4 protein-coding genes are annotated in these 21,225 nt (G+C 70.8%); all 4 read left to right on the top strand.

Features of this window, described 5'->3' with window-relative positions; all coding sequences use genetic code 11:
* Positions 1-125 precede the first annotated feature (125 nt).
* The 4 genes from K8625_RS20600 to K8625_RS20585 are packed head-to-tail and all read left to right on the top strand — an operon-like array spanning position 126 to position 21,219.
* Positions 126-2,327: a beta-ketoacyl synthase N-terminal-like domain-containing protein gene (locus K8625_RS20600; RefSeq protein ID WP_223783663.1), complete on the top strand. Its 2,202-nt coding sequence runs from the start codon at positions 126-128 to the stop codon at positions 2,325-2,327.
* Positions 2,324-6,862, top strand: a complete 4,539-nt coding sequence (locus K8625_RS20595) for a type I polyketide synthase (protein WP_223783662.1) — start codon at positions 2,324-2,326, stop codon at positions 6,860-6,862. The genes K8625_RS20600 and K8625_RS20595 overlap by 4 nt, the downstream gene beginning before the upstream one ends.
* Positions 6,859-15,753 carry a non-ribosomal peptide synthetase/type I polyketide synthase gene (locus K8625_RS20590; RefSeq protein WP_223783661.1) on the top strand — a complete coding sequence of 2,965 codons (8,895 nt, stop codon included), beginning with the start codon at positions 6,859-6,861 and terminating at the stop codon, positions 15,751-15,753. Before K8625_RS20595 ends, K8625_RS20590 begins: the two co-directional genes overlap by 4 nt.
* 39 nt (positions 15,754-15,792) lie before the next feature.
* A complete protein-coding gene (locus K8625_RS20585) occupies positions 15,793-21,219 on the top strand; it encodes a type I polyketide synthase (protein WP_223783750.1) in 5,427 nt (1,808 codons plus the stop codon).
* Positions 21,220-21,225: the final 6 nt, after the last annotated feature.

Raw genomic sequence — 21,225 nt, 5'->3', positions numbered from 1 at the left:
AATCGTCAAGAATCCCCCGGGTTGCCTTGGCTTGCATGTGTGTCGGGTTGGGTCTGTTTTGATTGTCTGGTATGTGATTCGCAATGTTTGACCTGGAGATTCCGGGTGCGTTAAGGGTTTGTGCAATGCGACACGAGGCAATCGCTGTCGTGGGCATCGGCCTTCGATTTCCTGGGGCCGAGTGTCCGCGGAGCCTGTGGAGGCTTCTGTGCGAGGGATTGGACGCCACCCGAGAGATCCCGACCTCCCGCTGGGAGAAGGGCTTGCTCCATGACCCCACCCCGGCCACTCCGGGGAAGGTGCGCCACTGGCGCGCTGGACTGCTGGAGGACGTCGCATCGGCGGATCCCCAGGCCTTCCGTCTGTCGAAGCGGGAGCTGCGGCAGATGGATCCCCAGCACCGCGTGCTGTTCGAGTGCGCGTGGCACGCGCTGGAGGACGCGGGCATCCCCCTGGATTCCCTCCGAGGCAGCCGCACCGGGGTCTTCGTCGGGGTCAACTTCAATGACTTCCAGCGGATGCTGGCGCGGGACTGGGGGGCGCTGGATGGGTATTCCGTGCTGGGGTCCACACCGTCCTTCGCGGCCAATCGCATCTCCCATGCGTTCGACCTCCGGGGGCCCAGCACCTGCTCCAGCGTGGGCTGCGCCTCGTCGACGACGGCCGTACATGAGGCCTGTAGAAGTCTGATGTTGGGAGAAGTGGACTGCGCGCTCGCAGGTGGTGTGGAGCTGATGCTCTCTCCGGACAGCAGCATCATGCTCTCCCAGGCCGGGGTGCTGTCGGCGCGCGGGGAGTGCCGGACCCTGGATGCCGGAGCGGATGGCTACATCCGTGGCGAGGGCGCCGGGATGCTCGTCCTCAAGCCGCTGTCCCGGGTGGACCCGAGTGATCGCGTGTACGCGGTGATCCGTGGCAGCGCCGTGAACCACAACGGCCGGAACGAGTGGATCATGGCGCCCAGCATCGAGGCGCAGACGGACGTCATCCGTCAGGCCTGCTCACGGGGCGGCGTGGAGGCCGCCAGCCTGGACTACGTGGAGCTGCACGGCTCGGCCTTCCTCAAGGGCGACGCGGCCGAGGCCCTCGCCATCGCCGAGGCGCTGGGTGGCGCGCGCTCGGAGCCCTGCCGGCTGGGCGCGATCAGCAACAACCTGGGCTATCTGGGGGCGGCGGCTGGCATCGCGCAGCTCATCAAGGTCTGCCTGTCGCTGTACCACCGCACCCTACCACCGACGGTTCATGTGGATTCCCCTAATCCCACACTCGCTTTCGACGAGCTGGGGCTGCAAATCCAGTCAAGCCTGGAGGCCTGGTCAGACCGCGGGGCAGGTCGACCCGCACGCGCTGGCGTCGTGTCTACCTCCCTGGGTGGGTCCAATGCCTTTGTCGTCCTGGAGTCCGTCCCGGAATTTCCTCTCATGCAAGGGCTTGCGGCCATCTCGTCGAACCACCTCCTGGTGCTCTCCGCGCTGACCCCGGAGGCACTCAGGCAGCAGTCCCAGCAGGTTCTGGATTTCCTTTCGGAGAACGCAGACTCTGCTGTCCGGATCGGGGATGTCTGTTTTACCGCGATGTTCAAGCGGCAGCACCATCGCCATCGTGCCGCGATGCTCGCCGGGGGGCGGGAAGGATTGATGCGAATGCTGAAGGCATTCATCGGTTCTCCGGAACAGACCCTCTGGGTGGAGGAGGGCCTGCCGAGCCACTGGGTCGAGGCGGCGCGGACCTATCTGGAGAAAGGCAGGGTTTGCCGCGAGGCCTTCCCAGGGCTCGAAGGACGATGTGTAAGTCTTCCGGCCTATCCCTTTCAGAGACAGCGTTTGTGGCCGGAGTGGCTTTCGCCCGAGGTGGTGTCTCGTGCTCCCTCGCGTTCGAGGCCGGAGTCCGCCGAGGCGCCCGTGCCCAGGACGGCCACGGGAATGGACTTCCGGGAGGGAACCACACCAGCGCGCGAGGCCCGGCTGCTGGAGCTCCTCCAGGGGCAGGTGGCGGCGGTGCTGGAGGTGGAGCCCGCGGAGCTGGACTGGCGAGGGCGGACGCTGTTCGAGCTGGGAATGAGCTCGGTGTCCCTGGTGATGCTCTCGGGTCGGCTGACGCGGGAGCTGGGCGTGGCGGTGGCGACGACCTTCCTCTTCGAGCATCCACGGTTGGACTCGCTGGCGACGGGCCTGCAGGGGCTCCTGGATTCGCGGGCGGGGGGCGCTCGGGCGTCTGACGAGGACGCGGGGCTGGTGGAGCGCATCTCCGGGTTGTCGGAGGCGCAGGCCCGCGAGCTGATTGCGCGGAAGCTCGCGGAGCTCGACCACGAGGAGGTGGAGGGATGAGCCGCGAGGACCGTGCGGGCGTGGAGTTGACGCCGCTGCAGCAGGCCTTGCTGACCATCGAGAAGCTCCAGCGCAAGCTCGGGGCTGTCGCCCGGGCTGACGACGGCGCCATCGCCATCATCGGGATGGGCTGTCGGTTTCCAGGCGGAGCCTCGAATCCCGCACGTTTCCGTGAGCTGCTCTGGAGTTCGGGTGTCGCGGTGACGGACGTCCCCGCTGAGCGTCGAGCGCTGCGGGGCGCTCATGACGCTGAGCCGTCCGCGCCTGGCAGGACGACGATGCGCCGGGCGGCGTTCGTGGAAGGCGTCGACCGGTTCGACGCGGAGTTCTTCCGCATCTCCCGACGGGAGGCGGAGGGGATGGACCCGCAGCAGCGCTTCTTCCTGGAGGTGAGCTGGGAGGCGCTCGAGGACGCGGGGCTCTCGCCGCACCGGCTCGCGGGGACGCGGACAGGCGTGTTCGCCGGCATCCACGCTCGGGATTACGCGCTGATCGCGGACGGTGGGTTGGAGCGCGTCGACGCGCACTACTCGACGGGCGTGGACGCGAGCTATGTCGCCGGGCGCCTCTCGTATCTGCTGGGCCTGGAGGGGCCCTGCATGGCCGTGGACACGGCTTGCTCGTCCTCGCTGGTCGCGGTGCATCTGGCCTGCCAGAGCCTGCGCGCGGGCGAGTCGACGGTGGCCATCGCGGGCGGCGTGAAGCTCCTCCTGGCGCCGCATCTGAGTGTGTTCCTGGCCAAGGCGGGGGCGCTCTCTCCTCGCCAGACCTGCCGCGCCTTCGACCGTGACGCGGACGGGATGGTGCAGGGGGAGGGATGTGGCGTGATCATCCTGAAGCGGCAGCGGGACGCCGTCCGGGATGGAGATCGAATCCTCGCGACGATTCGAGCCACGGCGACGAACCATGATGGCGCGAGCGGTGGGCTGACGGTGCCCAATGTCCGAGCGCAGGAGTCGCTGTATCGGCTCGCGCTGGAGCGCGCGGGACTCGAGGCGGGGCAGGTGGACTACCTGGAGGCCCATGGGACGGGGACCCGGCTCGGGGACCCCATCGAGCTGGAGGGGATTGCCAGGGTCTACGGGCGTGGGCGGGGCTCGGCGCGGCCGCTGTGGATCGGCTCTGTCAAACCGAACATCGGTCACACCGAAGCGGCGGCGGGAATCGCGGGGCTCATCAAGGCGGTGACGGTCCTGCAGACGGGGGAGGTCCCGCCCGCTGTGCACTTCGAGCACCCGACGCCCGAGTTCACCTGGGAAGGCTCCGGTCTCGAGGTGGTCCGCGAGCGCAGGTCCCTCCCGGAGCTGGGTCGTCCGCATCGGGTCGCCGTGAGCTCGTTCGGGATGAGCGGGGTGAATGCTCATGCGCTGCTCGAAGCGCATCGGGAGACGGTGGCTGCCGCTCCGGATGTGGGGCCCTACCTGTTGCCGCTCTCGGCGCGTGGCGAGGCCGCGCTGAGGGAGTTGGCTGGAGCGTGGTCGCGTCAGTTGCCGGGGATGAACCTCCGGGATGCATGCTTCACGGCGGGGGCGGGACGTGCGCACCACGAGCGGCGCCTCGCCTTGGTTGCCAGGACGCGCGAGGAGCTGCAGGCGCTGCTGCGCCGCGCTTCGGAGGGGCGCGAGGGGGAGGGGGCGTTCCAGGGGCGGCTCAAGGGCTCGGGCGGACGTGGCGTGGTCTTCGTGTTGGGAGATGACGTCTCCGCGGCCCGTGGGCGCATGCGCGCGGAGCGTGGCCAGGAGCAGGCATTCCTTCGCCACGTCGAGCAGCTCGACGGCGTCTTCCGGCAGGTGGCGGGCGTGTCCGTGTTCGAACTTGCGCGTGAGCGTGAGGCCGGGCACCTGCGCTCCGCCGACCAACGCGACGGCCTCGCCCACGAGGTGGCGGGCGAGTCGGTGGCCGAGCAGGAGCGCACGAAGGCGGCTGCACGCCTTCGCCCTATCGACGGGCGCGATGGCTTCGTCGGCGAGGCGGGCGATTCGGTGCTCGCGCAGGGGCGCGACGAGGTGGCTGCGCGCCGTCCCCATGGCGAGAGCCGCGATGGCCTCGTCGGCAGAACGCAGGGTGAGTCGGTGTTCCAGCCGGTGGGTGGGCACGAGGGGGATGCAGCGCTCCTCCTCATCTGTCAGCTCGCCCTGGCGGAGATGTGGCGCGCCTTTGGCGTCGAGCCGTCCGCTGTCGCCGGTCATGGCGTGGGTTCAATCTCCGCCGCCGTCATCGCGGGCCTGCTCACCGTGGAGGAGGCGCTCCGGAGCGTCCTGGGGCTTCTCCCGCCGGGCTCGCTTCCTGTCCGTCCGGCGAAGTGCGCCTTCCTGTCCTTCCGAGAGGAGGCGTGGCTGGACGCGGGAGCAAACGGGACAGCTGGCGACCTGGCGAACCGGGATGCTCCCGACGTGGACCTGTCCGCCGAACAGTTGATGGAGCGGAGCGCCTCCGTCTACCTGTCGCTGGCGTGTGAGGCCTCTCTCGGCGAAGCGTTGGAAGCGGCAGCGCAGCGCCGGGGCCGGGACGTGCTCGTGCTGCAGGCCGGCTTGGGGACCCGTCAGGAGCTGCTGACCCTCGCCGCGAGGCTCTACTGTGCTGGAGTCCCTCTCCGCTTCGAGCACCTCTTCCCGGAGGGGAGGAAGGTCGTCGCTCCGACCTACCCGTGGCAGCGCGAGCGCTTCTGGTGGGACGGCGAGATCGCGCCCGTGGTGGTCGAAGATGCCGCCGCGATTGCGGAGTTGTTTCACGAACTCTCGTGGAGCCCTCGTGAGTCGGAGCATGCGCAGGCCCGACTGGATGGCACCTGGCTCATCGTCTCCGAGGAACCGGAGGCCACCCAGTCGCTCCGTGATGCACTGGCCGATGCGGGAGGCGAAGTGGTGCTGGCGCGTCCAGGCGCTGCCTTCGAGCGCGTGTCGGATCGCGACCATCGTCTCGACTTCACCCAGGTCGCGTCCTTCTCGATGTTGCTGCGCGAGCTTTGCTCCGCTGACCAGCCGCTTCGCGGAGTGCTCTTCCTGGCTCGCGCCGGAAACCCCGAGTCCTTGCCCCGTGATGTCCGGGCCCAGGCCGTCGCCCTGACCTCGCTCGTTCAGGCCCTGGCCCGCGCGACGCTGGAGAGGCCCCCTCGGCTGTACCTCATCACCCGAGGCTCGCAGGCCGTGGGCGGAGGCTCGGAGTCGGTGTCTCTCCTGGGCGCCTCCCTCTGGGGGCTCGGGCGGGTCATCGCCTACGAGCACCCCGAGCTGCGGTGCCTCCGCATCGACGTCGACTCCGTGTCGGGGGTGGATTCGTCGCGGTTGCTCGTGGACGAGCTCCGTCGCTCCTCCTCGCCCGGCGCGGAGGACGACGAGGTCGCGCTGCGCGGAGACAGACGGCTGGTCCCGACGCTCACCCAAGGACGTCGTCCCTCCACGAAGCCGTTCCGTCCGCGAGCGGACCGCACGTACCTCATCACGGGTGGGCTCGGCGGCATCGGGCTCAGGTTGGCCTCCTGGCTGGTGGACCACGGCGCGCGTCACCTCGCGCTCTGCGGCCGGATGGGAGAGACGCCGGAGGCGCGTCGGGCCCTGGCTCCCTTGCGCGCGACGGGAGCGCGGGTGGACGTCTTCTCCGTCGATGTGAGCCAGTCCGAGGCGGTCGCGGACCTGTTGCGCTCGGTGCGCAGTGGAGGACCTCCCCTCGGCGGGCTCTTCCATTGCGCGGGTGTGCTGGCCGACGGCTCCCTGCTCCAACTGGAGCCCCGGAGCTTCGACCGCGTCCTGGGCCCCAAAGTCGACGGAGCCTGGAACCTCCACACACTGGCCACGGATGATTCGCTGGAGCAGTTCGTCCTGTTCTCATCGACCGCCTCGTTGCTGGGCGCTCCGGGGCAGGCCAACTACGCCGCGGCGAACGCCTTCCTCGATGCGCTGGCCCACCTTCGTCGCGCACGGGGGCTGCCCGCCATCAGCCTCCAGTGGGGAAGCTGGGCGGAGGTCGGCATGGCCGCCGCGGACGCCAGGCGCGGTGCCCGACTCGCCGAGCACGGCATGGAGCCCATGTCCGTCGACGCCGCGCTGTCCGCCATGGCCCTCACGCTCGCGGACGCCCCCGTGGTCCGCGCCATCGCCCGCTTCGATGCGGAGCGCTGGGCACGCAGTCACCCATCCGTGGCGCGCTCGTCCCTGTTCCGTCCCCGGGTCCACGCGCCCGCCGCGGAGGCTGAGCCGCGCAAGCTCCGCGAGGTGCTGCTCTCGCTGGAGGGCTCCGCGCGCTCCCAGATGATGGAGGCCCGGCTGAAGGACATGGTGGCCCAGGTCTGCCGACTGGCTCCCGAGCGTCTCGCGGCGACGGATTCGTTCGAGTCGCTGGGCCTCGATTCCATCATGGCGCTGGAGCTGCGCGACCTGGTCCTGGGCGAGCTCGAGGTGGGGCTGCCCCTCAAGCGCTTCGTGGATGACGGCTCCATCGGGCAGGTGGCGGCCGAGCTCCTGGAGAAGCTCGCCGTCGCCAGCGTGATGGGCGGAGTGTCCTCGGCGCGCACCGATACCAAGCGGGTCCTCCTATGACGCTGGCGGAGCTCCTCCAGTCTCTGGCCGCTCACGGCATCACGCTGAGCGTGGACGGCGAGCACCTGGCCGTCGACGCGCCGGACGGGGTGCTTCCCCCGCACCTGCGCGAACAGCTCATGCAGCACAAGGCGGCGCTCCGCGCGCTCCTGTCGGAGCGGGACGAGCCCCTGGCAGGCACTCCCTTGGAGGTGGTGCCTCGGCCCGAGGAGCGGCACCTGCCGTTCCCGATGACCGAGCTCCAGCAGGCCTACAGCGTGGGCCGACAGGCCGAGCTGGAGATGAACGCGTCGATGCACGCGTACAACGAGCTCGACTGCCCCGCGCTCGACCTCGCGCGCTTCGAGGAGGCGTGGAACCGGGTCGTGGACCGACACGAGATGCTGCGCGCCGTGGAGGCCCCGGGCTTCCAACAGCAGATCCTCCCCTCCGTCCCTCGCTACCACCTGCCCGTTGAGGACCTGCGCGGGCGCGGCCAGGAAGAGGCAGAGGCACGCCTCGTCGCCATCCGCGAGCGGCTGTCCCAGCAGGTGCTCCCGCTCGACCAGTGGCCCCTGTTCGAGCTGCGCGCGTGCCTGCTCGACGGCGACCGCGTGCGCCTCTTCATGAGCATCGATGGGACCTTCATCGATGGGTACAGCTTCCAGCTCCTCTACCGGGACCTGGTGCACTTCTACCGGCACCCCGAAGCCATCGCCGCGCCTCTCACGCTGTCGTATCGGGACTACTCGCTCGCCGTGCACCACGCCCGAGGTGCCCGCTACGCGCGCTCGCTCGAATACTGGCGCGCGCGCCTCCCGCACCTTCCCCCCGCGCCCGACCTCCCGCTGGAGAAGGACCCCCGTACGCTCCGGCGCCCGCGCTTCCGCCGCTGGTTCGCGCGCGTGGACGCGGAGGTGTGGCAGCGGCTCAAGCAGCGGGCCCGTGCACGCCGGCTGACCGAACCCGAGCTGCTGCTGGCCGCGTACGCGGAGGTCATCGCCCGCTGGAGCCGTGGCCCGCGCTTCACGCTCAACGTCCCGCACTTCAACCGGCTGCCCGTCCACCCCCAGGTCAACGACATCATCGGCACCTTCGCCAGCTTCACGCTGGTCGAGGTGGACCACCATCCGGAGCGCAGCTTCACCGAGCGCGCGCTGGCGATTCGCGAGCAGCTCCTCCTCGCGCTCGAACATCGCGAGGTGAGCGGCGTCGAGCTGCTGCGAGAGCTGTTCCGCGCCCAGGGGCGCATCTCCGGCGCCATCATGCCCGTGGTGATGACGAGCTTCGCCTCCCACTCCCGGAGCGGGGACTCGCATTGGGTGGACTTCCTGGCGGAGTCGTTCGGCGGGCTCGTCGAGGCCCTCACGCAGACGCCACAGGTGTGGATCGACCTTCAGATCGTCTACCAGCGGGGCGGCGTCTTCCTGAACTGGGACGTGGCGGAGGAACTCTTCCCGTCCGGGATGCTGGAGGACATGTTCGCCAGCTTCCACGCGCTGCTCCTCCGATTGGCGGAGGACGACGCGGCCTGGGAGCGCGCGGACCTGGACCTGCTTCCGCCGCGCCAGCGCGAGCTCATCGCCCGCGTCAACGACACGGCCCGTCCGCTGAGTGGTGAGCTGCTCCACACGGGCTTCTACCGGAACGCCGCCGCGCGTCCCGACGCACTCGCCCTGGTCGCCGAGGGGTGCACGCTGAGCTATGGCGAGCTGGCCCGCCGCGCCAACCGCCTGGGCCATGTGCTGCGCGAGCGTGGCGCCGCGCCCAATCACGTGGTCGCGGTGGTGATGGAGAAGGGGTGGGAGCAGGTCGTCGCGGTGCTCGGCGTCCTGGCCTCGGGCGCCGCGTACCTGCCCATCGACGCGGGCCTGCCGCTGGAGCGGCGCTCCTTCATGATGCGCAACGGCGGCGTCGAGCGGGTGGTGACCCAGCCGAAGTTCGCCCGGGACTCGTGGCCCGGGTCCGTCCAGGTGCTGGTCCTCACCCCCGAGGCCTTCGGTGAGTACCCCGACGCGCCGTTGTCGACCGCGCAGCGGCCCGAGGACCTCGCGCACATCCTCTACACGTCCGGATCCACGGGCCAGCCCAACGGGGCGATGCTCACGCACGCGGGGATGGTCAACGCCATCGAGTGGACGAACCGCAAGTACGGCGTCGGGCCGGATGACCGGCTCATCGCCCTGAGCGCCCTCCACCACGACTTCTCCGTCTACGACGTTTTCGGAACGCTGAGCGCGGGCGGCACGGTGGTGATGCCCGATGCCTCCCGGCGCAGAGACCCCTCGCATTGGGTCGAGCTGATGGCCCGTCACGGCGTCACGCTCTGGAGCACCGTGCCGGCGATGATGGAGATGCTGCTGACGTACCTCGAGGGAGGCAACGTCCGGCTCGCGTGTCCGCTGCGGCTCGTGATGTTGGGGGGCGACTGGATCGCCGTCACGCTCCCCGGGCGCCTGCGCGCGCGCTTCGGCGGTGTGAAGGTGGTGAGCGTCGGCGGACCGACCGAGACGTCGCTCTGGAACATCACCCATCCCGTCGAGGAGGCGGACGAGCGTCGTCGCAGCATTCAGTACGGCAAGCCCATCGCCAACACCCGGTACTACGTGCTGGACGAACGGCTGGAGGAGCGGCCTGTCTGGGTCCCCGGCGAGCTGTGCTGCGCGGGCATTGGCGTGGCCCTGGGCTACATCGGCGCGGGGGCGGGCTCGCGGAAGTTCACCGTCCACCCTCGCACGGGCGAGCGCATCTATCGCACCGGAGATCTCGGCCGGTATCTGCCCGATGGCACCATCGAGTTCCTCGGCCGCGTCGACTTCCAGCTCTCCATCCGTGGACAGCGCATCGAGCCCGGAGAAATCGAAGCGGCGCTGCTCCGTGCTCCGGACATCCGCGCCGCCGTGGTGGGGGCCGTCGGTGAGCACCATGAGAAGCGACTCGTCGCATATGTCGTCCTCGCGGACGGTGCGCGGGAGCTCGACACGAGGCGTGTCCGCGACTTCCTCTCGCGCGTGCTCCCCGAGCACATGGTGCCCGCGACGTATGTCGTGCTGGACGCCCTTCCGCTGACCCGCAACGCCAAGGTGGACCGCCGGGCGTTGCCTCACCCCGACGAGGTCGCCCAGGCGAAGCAGGACACCGCATCGCGGCCGCCCCCGGCGATAGGGGGCGGCGAAGGGACGCGCGCGCTCCAGGACGCGCTGTCCAAGGCCGTCGGGGCCGTGCTGGGGATTCCGGCGGTCCATCCGGATACCAACTTCTTCGAGCTCGGCGCCAACTCCGTGCACCTCATCCAGCTCCACCTGCGCATCAAGCAGGCCCTGGCGCTGACCATCCCCGTCGTCGAGCTGTTCGGGAACCCGACGGTCCGCTCGCTCGCGGCGCGACTCGGCGCTCCGGGGAGCGCGGCGCGTACCACGCCCGTCGTCGAGGCACCTCCGACGCAGGAGGACCGGGACATCGCCATCATCGGGATGAGCGGACGCTTCCCCGGCGCGGCCACGCTCGATGCGTTCTGGCGCAACCTGGTGGAGGGCGTCGAGTCCGTCGGCACCTTCACCGATGACGACCTGCGGGCCGCGGGCGTGAGCGAGTCGGCGTTCCGGGACCCGCGCTACGTCCGCGCCTCGGCGGTGATGGAGGACTTCGACGCGTTCGACGCCGACTTCTTCTCCCTCACCCCCCGCGAGGCGCGCTCGCTGGACCCTCAGCAGCGCGTGTTCCTGGAGTGCTCGTGGGAGGCGCTCGAACACGCGGGCTATCCACCTGGCGCGGGCGACGCCGTCGTCGGTGTCTACGCGGGCAAGAGCGTCAGCCACTACCGCTATCCGTATCCGGACCTCACGCGGCCGCTCAGCTTCTTCCAGGACCTCGTGTCCCAGGACAAGGACTTCCTGGCGACGCAGACGTCCTACAAGCTCGACCTGCGCGGTCCGAGCCTGAACCTCCAGACGGCCTGCTCGACGTCGCTCGTCGCCGTGTCGACGGCCTGCGACGCGCTGCTCGACGGACGCTGCGACATGGCGCTCGCGGGCGGGGTGGCCATCAAGGTCCCGCACAAGGTCGGCTACCTCTACGAAGAGGGCAGCATCTTCTCGAAGGACGGCCACTGCCGGCCGTTCGATGCCCGGGCCAGCGGCACCCTCCCTGGAAGCGGCGCCGGCGTCGTCGTGCTCAAGCGCCTGAAGCGAGCGCTCGCCGATGGGGACCGGGTCCTCGCGGTCATCAAGGGCTCCGCCATCAACAACGACGGGCACCGGAAGGTCGGCTTCATGGCGCCCGGTGTCGAAGGGCAATCCGACGTCGTCCGCCGGGCGCACCAGCGCGCCGGCATCGACCCTCGGAGCATCTCCTACGTCGAGGCGCACGGGACGGGGACCGCCATGGGCGACCCCATCGAGGTCGCGGCGCTGACCCGGGCCTTCGGTGAGCAGGCGGAGTCCCGGTCCTGTGCGCTGGGCTCGGTGAAGAGCAACATCGGGCACCTGGACAGCGCGGCGGGAATCGCCGGGCTCATCAAGGTCGTGCTGTCCCTCCAGCACCGCACCCTCGCGCCCTCGCTTCACTTCGAGGCGCCGAACCCGCGCATCGACTTCGAGCACAGCCCGTTCTTCGTGGTCGACAAGGCCACGCCGTGGAATGTGGCGAGCGGCCCGCGCCGCGCCGGAGTCAGCTCTTTCGGCATCGGCGGCACCAACGCGCATGTGGTGGTGGAAGAGGCTCCCGCGGCACAGCTGCCCGAGGCCTCCGGCGCGGATCGCCCCCGTCATGTCCTGACGCTCTCGGCGCGCAATGACGCGGCGCTGCGGTTGCTCGCGGGCCAGTACCAGGCGCTGTTGGAGGGAACCGACGTGTCGCTCGCGGACGTGTGCTTCTCCGCGAACACGGGCCGCGTCGCCTTCGAGCATCGGCTCGCGGTGGTGGCCTCGGAGCGTGGTGCCATGGCCGCCTCGCTCGGCGCCGCGGCGAGGAGCGAGGAGCGTCCGGGGTTGGTACACGGCGTGCTCGACGCGAGGTCGTCGCCGAAGGTCGCGTTCCTCTTCTCGGGGCAGGGCTCGCAGTACGTCGGCGCGGCTCGCGAGCTCTATCCGACGCATCCGGGTTTCCGCCGCCGCATCGATGCGTTCGATGTGCTGCTGCGTGACGTCTGGGGACGCTCGCTCCACTCCGTGCTCTATCCGGAGCCGGGACACGACTCGCCCATCGACCAGTTCGACTACGCGCAGCCGGTGCTCTTCGCGCTCGAGTACGCGCTGGCCGAGCTGTGGATGTCCTGGGGCATCCAGCCCGATGTCCTGCTCGGACACAGCACGGGAGAGCTGGCGGCCGCGTGCCTCGCGGGGGTGTTCAGCCTCGAGGACGGACTGAAGCTGGCGCTCCACCGTGGCCGGCTGATGCATCAGCTCCCAGAGGGAGGAAACCTCGCGGTCTCCACGGGTGAGGCGGAGGTGCGCGAGGTCCTGGCGCGAGGCGGATGGAGCTGCTCCATCGCCGCGCTCAATGGTCCCGACAACGTGGTCGTCTCCGGTCCCCCTGGCGAGCTGGGGGAGGTGGCCTCGGCCCTGGAGTCGCGCGGCCTCAAGGTGCGCCGCCTGAACATTCCGCGCGCGGCCCACTCGGTCATGGTCGAGGCCATCCTCCCGGAGTTCAGGGCCGTCACCTCCACGCTCTCCTACGCGCGGCCCGCCGTCCCCATGGTCTCCGGGATGACCGGCGAGCCCATCACGGACGCCATCACCACGCCGGACTATTGGAGCCGCCAGCTCCGAGACCCGGTGCGTTTCGCGCAGGGCGTGGAGCACCTGTACCACGACGGGGTGCGGGTGTTCATCGAGATGGGGCCCAAGGCGACGCTGCTCGGCATGGCGGCGCGGTGCGTTCCGGAAGGGGAGTGCGCGTGGCTGCCGAGCCTGCGGCCCGAGGACGGCGGCTGGCAGCAGATGTTGGAGAGTCTGTCGGCGCTGTATGTCCGAGGCGTCCGCGTGGACTGGACGGCCTTCGAGGCGGGCTTCACCCGGCGCAAGGTGGCGCTCCCCACGTATCCCTTCCAGCGGCAGAGGTACTGGGAAGAGGGCGCGGGGCTGCAGCGGCTTCAGGGCACGAGCGTCACCCGGGAGGAGCACCCCCTGCTCGGCGCGCGCCTGCCGTGGGCCGTGATCGGGGCGGACGCGCTGCTGTTCGAGTCGACGCTGGGTCCTTCGTCGCAGGCCTTCCTGGGGCAGCATCGCGTCTTCGGGACTCCGACGTTGCCCGCGACGGCCTACGTCGAGATGGCGCTGGCCGCGGGCGCGCGACTGCTCGGCACGAAGGCGCCGCGGTTGGAGAACCTGTCCTTGCTCGCGGCGATGACCTTCCCTGGAGACTCCAGTCGCAGGGTGCAGTGCTCGGTGAGCAAGGACGAGGCTGGCACGGCGACGGCGCGCATCTTCAGTCGCGCGATGGATGACGCGGAAGGCGAGTGGGTCCTTCATGCGACCGCGACGCTCCTCGCCCCACTCGAGGGAGAGGCGCCTGGTGAGTCAGCGGGCTACGACGCGGTGCTCGCGATGCAGCGGGCCGCGCTGCTCATCCCAGACCCTTATCGAAGGGCGCGGGAGTCCGGGGTCGACTTCGGCGCGGAGTTCCAGGGCATCACCGAGCTGCGCCGACAGTCGGAGCAGGTCCTGGCCCGAATCGAGAGGCCCGCCGCGCTCGGGGACCACGACGCGTTCTTCGCGCACCCGGCGCTGCTGGATGCGTGTCTCCAGGTGGTGGGCGGCGTGTATCCGGAGTCGAGCGGCTCCGAGCTCTATGTTCCGATGAACGTGGAGAGCCTCGAGCTGTTCGGAGGACTCGACGCGCGGATGTGGAGCCACGCGGTGGTGCTGCCCCTGGATGCCACGTGGAAGCGGCTTCGCGCCGATGTCCACGTCTTCGGGAGGGAGGGGAGGCTGTGCGCGCGAGTCCTCGGACTGGAGCTCCAGCGGACCCGTCGGGAAGCCTTGAGCCCGGCGACCCAGGCCCCGTTGGATGGATGGCTCTACGAGCGACGGTGGGAGCCGCTCGCGCTGGAGGCGGCGGGCACCCCTCCGACGGAGCGCGGACCGTGCCTGATTCTCGCGGACGAGCGTGGGCTGGGGCTGCAGCTCGCGCGAGCACTCGAACGGGATGGACGGACCTGCTTCATCGCGTTCCGCGGCCAGACGTTCCGTGCCATCGGCGACACGCGCTTCGAGTTGCCGGAGGACCCCGAGGTGCTCGCGGAGGCCCTGCGGACCCTGCGGCTTCCGGCCTCGCTCTCGGACGTCATCCTGCTGTGGGGGCTGGACGGCGCGGATTCGGAGGACCTCGACCCGGCGAGCCTCGACGCGGACGCGCGGCGCGGATGCGGAGGCGGCCTCGGGCTGCTGCGCTACCTCATCGAGCGTGGATACTCCCAGGCCGTGTGGTGGGTGACGCGGGGCGCGCAGGCCGTCGTCACCGGGCAGTCACTCCCTGGGATTGCACAGTCGCTGCTCTGGGGCCTGGCGCGACCTGTCGCCATCGAGTCCTCCGAGCTGGATGTCCGGTGCGTCGACCTTGATCCACGGAGCGCACCGGATGCGCAGGTGGAGGCGCTCACGCGGGAGCTCCACGCGCGAACAGAAGTGGCGGACAACCAGGTCGCCTTCCGCGGTGGCCGCCAGGTCGCACGGCTGCGCAGGGTCTCTGCTCGCGAGGTTCTGCCCGCGTCCTCGCGGCGGGCGGGCGCTGACGCTGTCCGGGAGGATCGCACCTATCTCGTGGTGGGTGGGCTCGGTCGGCTGGGGTGGCTGACGGCGGAGCTCCTGGCGAATCGGGGCGCGCGGAGCCTCGTGCTGACGGGGCGTGGCGCGGTGGGGCCGGAGGCGGCCGAGCGGCTGGCGCGACTGCGCACGCTCGGGGTGCGCGTCGAGTACCGACAGGTGGACGTCGCGGACGAGGACGCGCTCGCGGCAGTGCTCCGGGAGATCTCCGACGAGCTCGCGCCGCTGGGTGGCGTGTTCCACTCGGCGGGTGTGCTGGATGACGGAGTCCTGCGCCAGCAGCGCTGGGCCCGCTTCGAGAACGTGCTCAGGCCCAAGGTGAGGGGAGCGTGGAACCTGCACCGGCTGACCTCGAAGCTCGCGCTCGACCACTTCGTGTTGTTCTCGTCCGTGGCCTCCCTGGTCGGCTCCGCCGGACAGTCGAACCACTGCGCGGCGACGGCGTTCGAGGACGCGTTGGCGCATCACCGCCGAGCCCTCGGACTGCCGGGGCTCAGCATCAACTGGGGGGTGTGGGCGGGAGACGCCGGAGCCCGCGTGGACGTCGGCGCGCGCTCCCACACTCCGGGCTGGGGGAGCCTCCCCGTGCGCGAGGGGCTGGCGGCACTGGAAGCGCTGCTCACGAGCCCTGTCGCGCAGGTGGGCGTCGCGGAGATCGACTGGGCGGTGTTCGGCGGTGGCCGCTCCTCGCCCTACGACGCCGAGCTGCGCGACGCGGCCCGGGGGCGGACCGTGGAGCGCGCGCGCTTCCTGGAGACACTCGCACGCTCGCCCGTCACGCAGCGTCGCAAGCTGCTCCTGGACTACCTGCGTGAGCAGGTGGCGTGGATTCGCGGCGCGGCCTCCGGTGCGTCGGTCGACCCCTCGCAAGGCTTCAGCGAGATGGGCATCGACTCCCTGGCGGCGCTGCAGCTCAAGAACCGGCTCCAGAGCGGCTTCGGGCTCTCCCTGCCCGCCACCCTCGTCTTCAACTACCCCACCACCGAGAAGCTCGCGGAGCAGCTCGCCACCGCGTTCCTTCCCCTGGAGTTCGCCTCGCCCACCAGCGCCCCTCCCGAAGCCCCGGAGCAGGGCACGTCCGAACTGGAGAACCTGTCCGAAGCGCACCTCGCCCACCTGCTCGAAGAGCAGCTCTCGAAGATGAACTAGGAGCCCGCCGTGTCCGCCCAGGCAGACCATGCGGAGTTGATGAAGCGCGCGCTCCTGAAGCTCCAGGATGCGCAGGCACAGCTCGACGCCCACGCACGCGAGCGGCATGAGGCCCTGGCCATCGTCGGCATGGGATGCCGGTTCCCGGGCGGCGCCTCGACTCCCGGTCGCTACTGGCGACTGCTCCTCGACGGTGTCGACACCGTCACCGAGGTCCCCAAGGAGCGATGGGACGCGGAGGCCTTCTATCACCCCGAGCCCGACCAGCCGGGGAAGGTCTACTGCCGTCACGGCGCGTTCCTGGAGGACATCGACCAGTTCGAGCCCCGGTTCTTCGGCATCTCCCCGCGCGAGGCGGCGCGGATGGACCCGCAGCACCGGCTGCTGCTGGAGGTCGCCTGGGAGGCACTGGAGAGCGCGGGGCGCGACCCGAGCTCCCTGCGAGGAAGCCGAACGGGCGTGTTCATCGGGATGATGGGGCAGGACTACACGCAGCTCGCCACCCAGTCCCCCGAGCTCATCGACGCGCACACGGGCTCGGGCAATGGCGCGAGCGTCGCCTCGGGGCGGCTGTCGTACACGTTCGACTTCCAGGGGCCGAGCCTCACGGTCGACACCGCGTGCTCGTCGTCGCTGGTCGCCGTCCATCTCGCGCTCCGCTCGCTGCGCCAGCGCGAGGTCGACTTCGCGCTGGTGGGCGGGGTGAACCTGGTGCTGTCGCCGGTCGCGACGTTGATTGAGTCGCGCGCGCACATGCTCGCCGTGGACGGGCGCTGCAAGGCCTTCGATGCGGAGGCCAATGGGATGGGAAGAGGGGAGGGCTGTGGCCTCCTCGTCCTGCGGCGGCTCGCGGATGCCCTCGCGGACAAGGACCCCATCGTCGCGGTGATTCGCGGCTCGGCGGTCAACCAGGATGGCCGGACCAGCGGGTTGACGGTCCCGAACGGGCTCGCGCAGCGACAGGTCCTCGCGGAGGCACTGAGGGATGCGCGCGTCGATGCGGCGCGCGTGGGCTACGTCGAAGCCCATGGGACCGGGACGGCGCTCGGTGATCCCATCGAGCTGGAGGCGCTCGCCGCGGTCTACGGGGACAGGGCGACGCGCGAGCAGCCCCTGATGGTGGGCTCGGTGAAGACGAACCTGGGCCACCTGGAGGGCGCGGCGGGCATCGCGGGGCTGATGAAGGCCGCCCTGTGTCTGGCGAACGAGGCGATTCCTCCCCACCTCCACTTGCGGACCCCCACGCCGCACGTCGACTGGAGCCGGCTCTTCGTCGAGGTCCCCACCGCGCGGCGCGACTGGCGAGCCGAGGCGCCGCGCTTCGCGGCCGTGAGCTCGTTCGGGTTCTCGGGCACCAACGCGCACGTCATCCTCGAGTCCGCGCCGCGTCCGGAACAGGCGGCCGTCCAGGCCACCGCGCGCCTGCCGCAGCTCTTGACGCTCTCGGCCCGCACGAGCGGCAGCCTGCGCCGGTTGGCGGCGTCGTTCGCGGACGCGCTCGGCGGGGCGCGCGAGGATGCGCTCGCGCAGGTCTGCCACACGGCGAGGGTCAGCCGGAGCTCGCTGGAGGAGCGCGTGGCCTTCGTGGCCTCGACCTCCGAGGACCTGGCCGCCGCCCTGCGCGACTTCAGCCGTGGCGAGTCCCGAACCCCCGGCGCGTGGGTCGAAGGGCAGCGAGGCCCGGAGGCGCCGCTCGTCGCGTGGCTCTTCACCGGGCAGGGGGCCCAGTACGTGGGCATGGGGCGGGAGCTGTTCGAGACGGAGCCGGGCTTCCGTCGCGACCTCCTCCACTACGAGGAGATCCTCCGCCCCCATCTCGACCGGCCGCTGACCGAGGTGCTGTTCCAGGGCGACGCGGGCGCGCTGGACGAGACGCGGTACACGCAGCCGGCAATCGTGGCGCTCGAGCTGGCGGTGGCCGGTCTGCTGCGCTCGTGGGGCCTCCACGCCGACGCGGTCCTGGGGCACAGCGTCGGTGAGTATGCCGCCGCCATCTTCGCCGGCGCCCTGACCGCCGAGGCCGGGCTCCCGTTGGTGGCCGAGCGCGCGCGGCTGATGCAGGCGCTGCCCGAGCGCGGCGCCATGCTGGCCCTCTTCACCGACGAGGCGCGAGTCCTCCGAGCCGTGGCGGGGCATGAGCGGGTGTCGCTGGCGGCGCTCAATGGGCCAAGGAACACGGTCATCTCCGGAGCGCGGGAGTCGCTCGACGCCATCGCGCGCGAGCTGGCCGCCGAGGGCATCGAGAGCCAGCGCCTGAAGGTCTCGCATGCGTTCCACTCGCCGCTGATGCAGCCGATGTTGGAGTCGTTCGCGCGCGTCGTCGCCGGTGTGCGCCTCCAGGCGCCGCGGGTGTCCCTCATCTCCAACCTCGACGGCGCCGAGGCAGGGGAGGGCTTCACGTGTCCGGACTATTGGGTCCGGCATTGCCGCGAGCCGGTCCGCTTCGCGGAGGGACTCCGCACGCTCCTCCAGCGTGGGGTGCGCGCCTTCCTCGAGGTGGGTCCGAAGCCGGTCCTGTCGAACCTCGCGCGAGACCTCGCGGCCTCCGAATCCGCCCTGTGGCTGGAGACGCTGCACCCGCGTCGCTCGGACCGGATGGGACTGCTGCGCGCCGTGTCGGAGCTCTACGTGCGTGGCGCGACGGTGGACCTGGCGCGCGTCGATGGCACACGCGGGCGCATCGCCCTTCCGACCTATCCGTTCGAGCGGCAGCGGCACTGGCTGGACGTTCCCGCGCCCTGGTCACGTCCCACGAAGCCCGCGGTGCATCCACTGCTCGGTGAGCGGTGGGACTCCGTGGCGCTGCGTGAAGGCACCGCCGTCTTCTCGCGAGAGCTGGAGGCGCGGGCCCTTCCACTCCTGGAGGACCACCGCGTGTTCGGCAAGGCGGTGGTCCCCGCCGCGGCCTTCGTGGAGATGGTGGTCTCGGCCGTGGCGCAGGTGTCGGGCTCGGAGTCCATGACGCTGGAGGCGGTGACGCTCCACCAGCCGCTCGTCCTGCCGGAGTCGCGCACGCGCGTCGTCCAGACGCTCCTGGAGGAGCAGGGCGCCGCGGGCTTCACGTGCACCGTGATGAGCCGGGAGGACGAAGGGCGGGGCGAGCGCTCCTCCTGGATCACCCACCTGACCTGTCGGGTCCACGCGCCCGGTGCGACGCCGCCGCCTCGGGTGGCGCTGGAGGCACGACGGCAAGACTGCCCCAGCCCCGTCGACCTCGAGGCCTTCTCCGAGGCGATTCGTCAGCGCGGGCTCGACTACGGCCCCTCGCTGCGAGTGCTGTCGTCGCTGCACCGGGGGCCTGGGGCCGCGTGCTCCTTCAGCGAGGTGGAAGCGCGTGGCGTGGGCTACCGCGCCCATCCGGCGCTGCTCGATGCGTGCCTCCGGACCGCGGCCGCCGTCACGCCCCTGTCGCCAGACGACGCGCTGCTGCTCCCGGTCGCCATCCACCGCCTCGACCTCTACCAGCGCCTGCCCGCGCGCCTCTGGACCTTCGCCTCGCAGCGCGCCCAGGCCGGCTCGACGGAACACCCCACCACCGACATGACCCTCTGCGCCGAGGACGGCAGCGTGGTCGCGTCCCTCACCGGGCTCTCCGTCCGCAAGGCCGAGCGGGAGGTGTTGCTGCGCGGCCTCGATGTGGACTGGCAGGACTGGCTGTACCGCGTCACCTGGCGCCCGTGTGCCTCCCAGGGCGAGCTGCGCCCGGCGGGGCAGCACTGGGTCGTCTTCATCGGCGATGAGGACGTCGGGGACTCGCTGGCCGCGCTGCTCGAACAGCGGGGTGCCCGAGTCACCCGCGTACGCAAGGGCCTCTCCGTGGACCCCGCGAGGCCCGACCACTTCGACCACCTGTTCTCGCAGTGGCACGGCGCGGCTCCGCACGGCCTCGTGTACCTGTGGGGCGACGATGAAGAGGGGTCGAGCTGCGAGGGCGCGCTGCACCTGGTGCAGGCCCTGGCGCGAGTTTCCTGGACGCCCCGGTTGATGCTCATCACCCGAGGCACTCAAGCGCTGTCCTCCGATGCCCACGAGCCGCGCATCGCGCAGGCGCCGCTGTGGGGCCTCGGGCAGGCGGTGTCCACGGAGCTGCCGGAGCTGCGCTGCCTCCGGGTCGACCTCCCCGGTGCGCCCGTCAACGGGGAGGCCGAGGCCTGCCTGCGTGCGTTCGCGCTGGCCGAGCAGGAGCAGCAGGTCGCCGTGCGCGCGGAGGGCTTGTCCGTCGCTCGCTTGGAGCGCGCCCGCGCTCGCGCGGTGACGCGGAAGCTGGAGCTCTCCTCGGACGCGTCCTACCTCGTCGCGGGTGGACTGGGCGGGCTTGGACTCCGACTCGCGGGATGGCTGGCGGACCGGGGCGCGCGACACCTCATCCTGCTGGGGCGGCATGGGCCATCGGCGGAGACCCAGCGGCAGCTCGACGCGCTGACGGCGCGAGGCGTCCACATCCGTGTGGCCCTGGCGGACCTGGCTTCTCGCGACGAGCTCGCGGCGGCCCTGGCCCAGCTGAACGACGCTCCTCCGCTGCGAGGACTCTTCCACGCCGCGGGAGTCCTCCGCGACGGCACCCTGGCCCATCAGACGGCGGAGCGCTTCCGCGAAGTGCTGGCACCCAAGGTCCAGGGCGCGTGGAACCTTCACGCGCTCACCGCCGGGATGCCGCTGGATTTCTTCGTCTGCTTCTCCTCGGCGGCCTCGGTGCTGGGAACGCCGGGGCAGTCCAACTACGTCGCCGCGAACGCGTTCCTCGATGCACTGGCCCAGCTCCGGCGCGCGCAGGGGTACCCCGCGCTGACCCTCAACTGGGGCTCCTGGGCAGAGACGGGGATGGCCGCGCGAATGGGCCCGGCGTCGGCGAGGTCGCCCGCTGCCCTGGGCTTCGGGACGATTCCGGTGGAGCGGGGGCTGGAGGTCCTGGAGCGCCTCATGGGGGGAGCGAACACCTCGCTCGGTGTCTTCCCCATCGACTGGACCCGGCTCGCGGAGCAGTGGCCGGGACTCTCGCGTCAGGCCTTCTTCCAGGGCCTGCTGGGAGGCGCGCCGATGGAGCCGCGGGCGCCTTCCTTCCGCGCGCGACTGGACGCGGCCGCGCCGAACCGGAGGTTGGAGCTGCTGCGCCAGCACGTGGCGGAGCAGGTCGCACGCACGTTGGGGCTGGCGGAGTCGGAGCGGCTCTCCGGTGGCGAGCGGCTCTTCGACCTGGGCTTCGATTCACTGCTGGCGGTGGAGCTGAAGAACCGGCTCGCGAGCAGCCTCGGCAAGAGCCTGCGCTCCACGCTGGTCTTCGATTTTCCCTCGGTGTCGGGGCTCGTCACGCACCTCGCGGGAGAGCTGGGGCTGGGCGAGCCCACCCAGCGGCCACTGGAGGGCCCGACGCGGGAGGACGCATTGACCGCGGAGATACAGGCGCTGTCGGAGCAGGAGCTCACCTCACTCATCGACCAGGAGCTGGTGAGCGCGCTCACCCGCTGAGGACCG

The organism is Myxococcus sp. AS-1-15, from assembly GCF_020037055.1.
Taxonomy (GTDB): domain Bacteria; phylum Myxococcota; class Myxococcia; order Myxococcales; family Myxococcaceae; genus Myxococcus; species Myxococcus fulvus.
The sequence above is the reverse complement of the archived record's forward strand: the minus strand, read 5'-3'. Positions and strand labels throughout refer to the sequence as shown.

What these genes read in the sequence shown, in the direction of transcription:
- K8625_RS20600 (WP_223783663.1), top strand. Translation starts at nt 126, where the DNA reads ATGCGACACGAGGCAATCGCTGTCGTGGGCATCGGCCTTCGATTTCCT.
- K8625_RS20590 (WP_223783661.1), top strand. Translation starts at nt 6,859, where the DNA reads ATGACGCTGGCGGAGCTCCTCCAGTCTCTGGCCGCTCACGGCATCACG.
- K8625_RS20595 (WP_223783662.1), top strand. Translation starts at nt 2,324, where the DNA reads ATGAGCCGCGAGGACCGTGCGGGCGTGGAGTTGACGCCGCTGCAGCAG.
- K8625_RS20585 (WP_223783750.1), top strand. Translation starts at nt 15,793, where the DNA reads ATGAAGCGCGCGCTCCTGAAGCTCCAGGATGCGCAGGCACAGCTCGAC.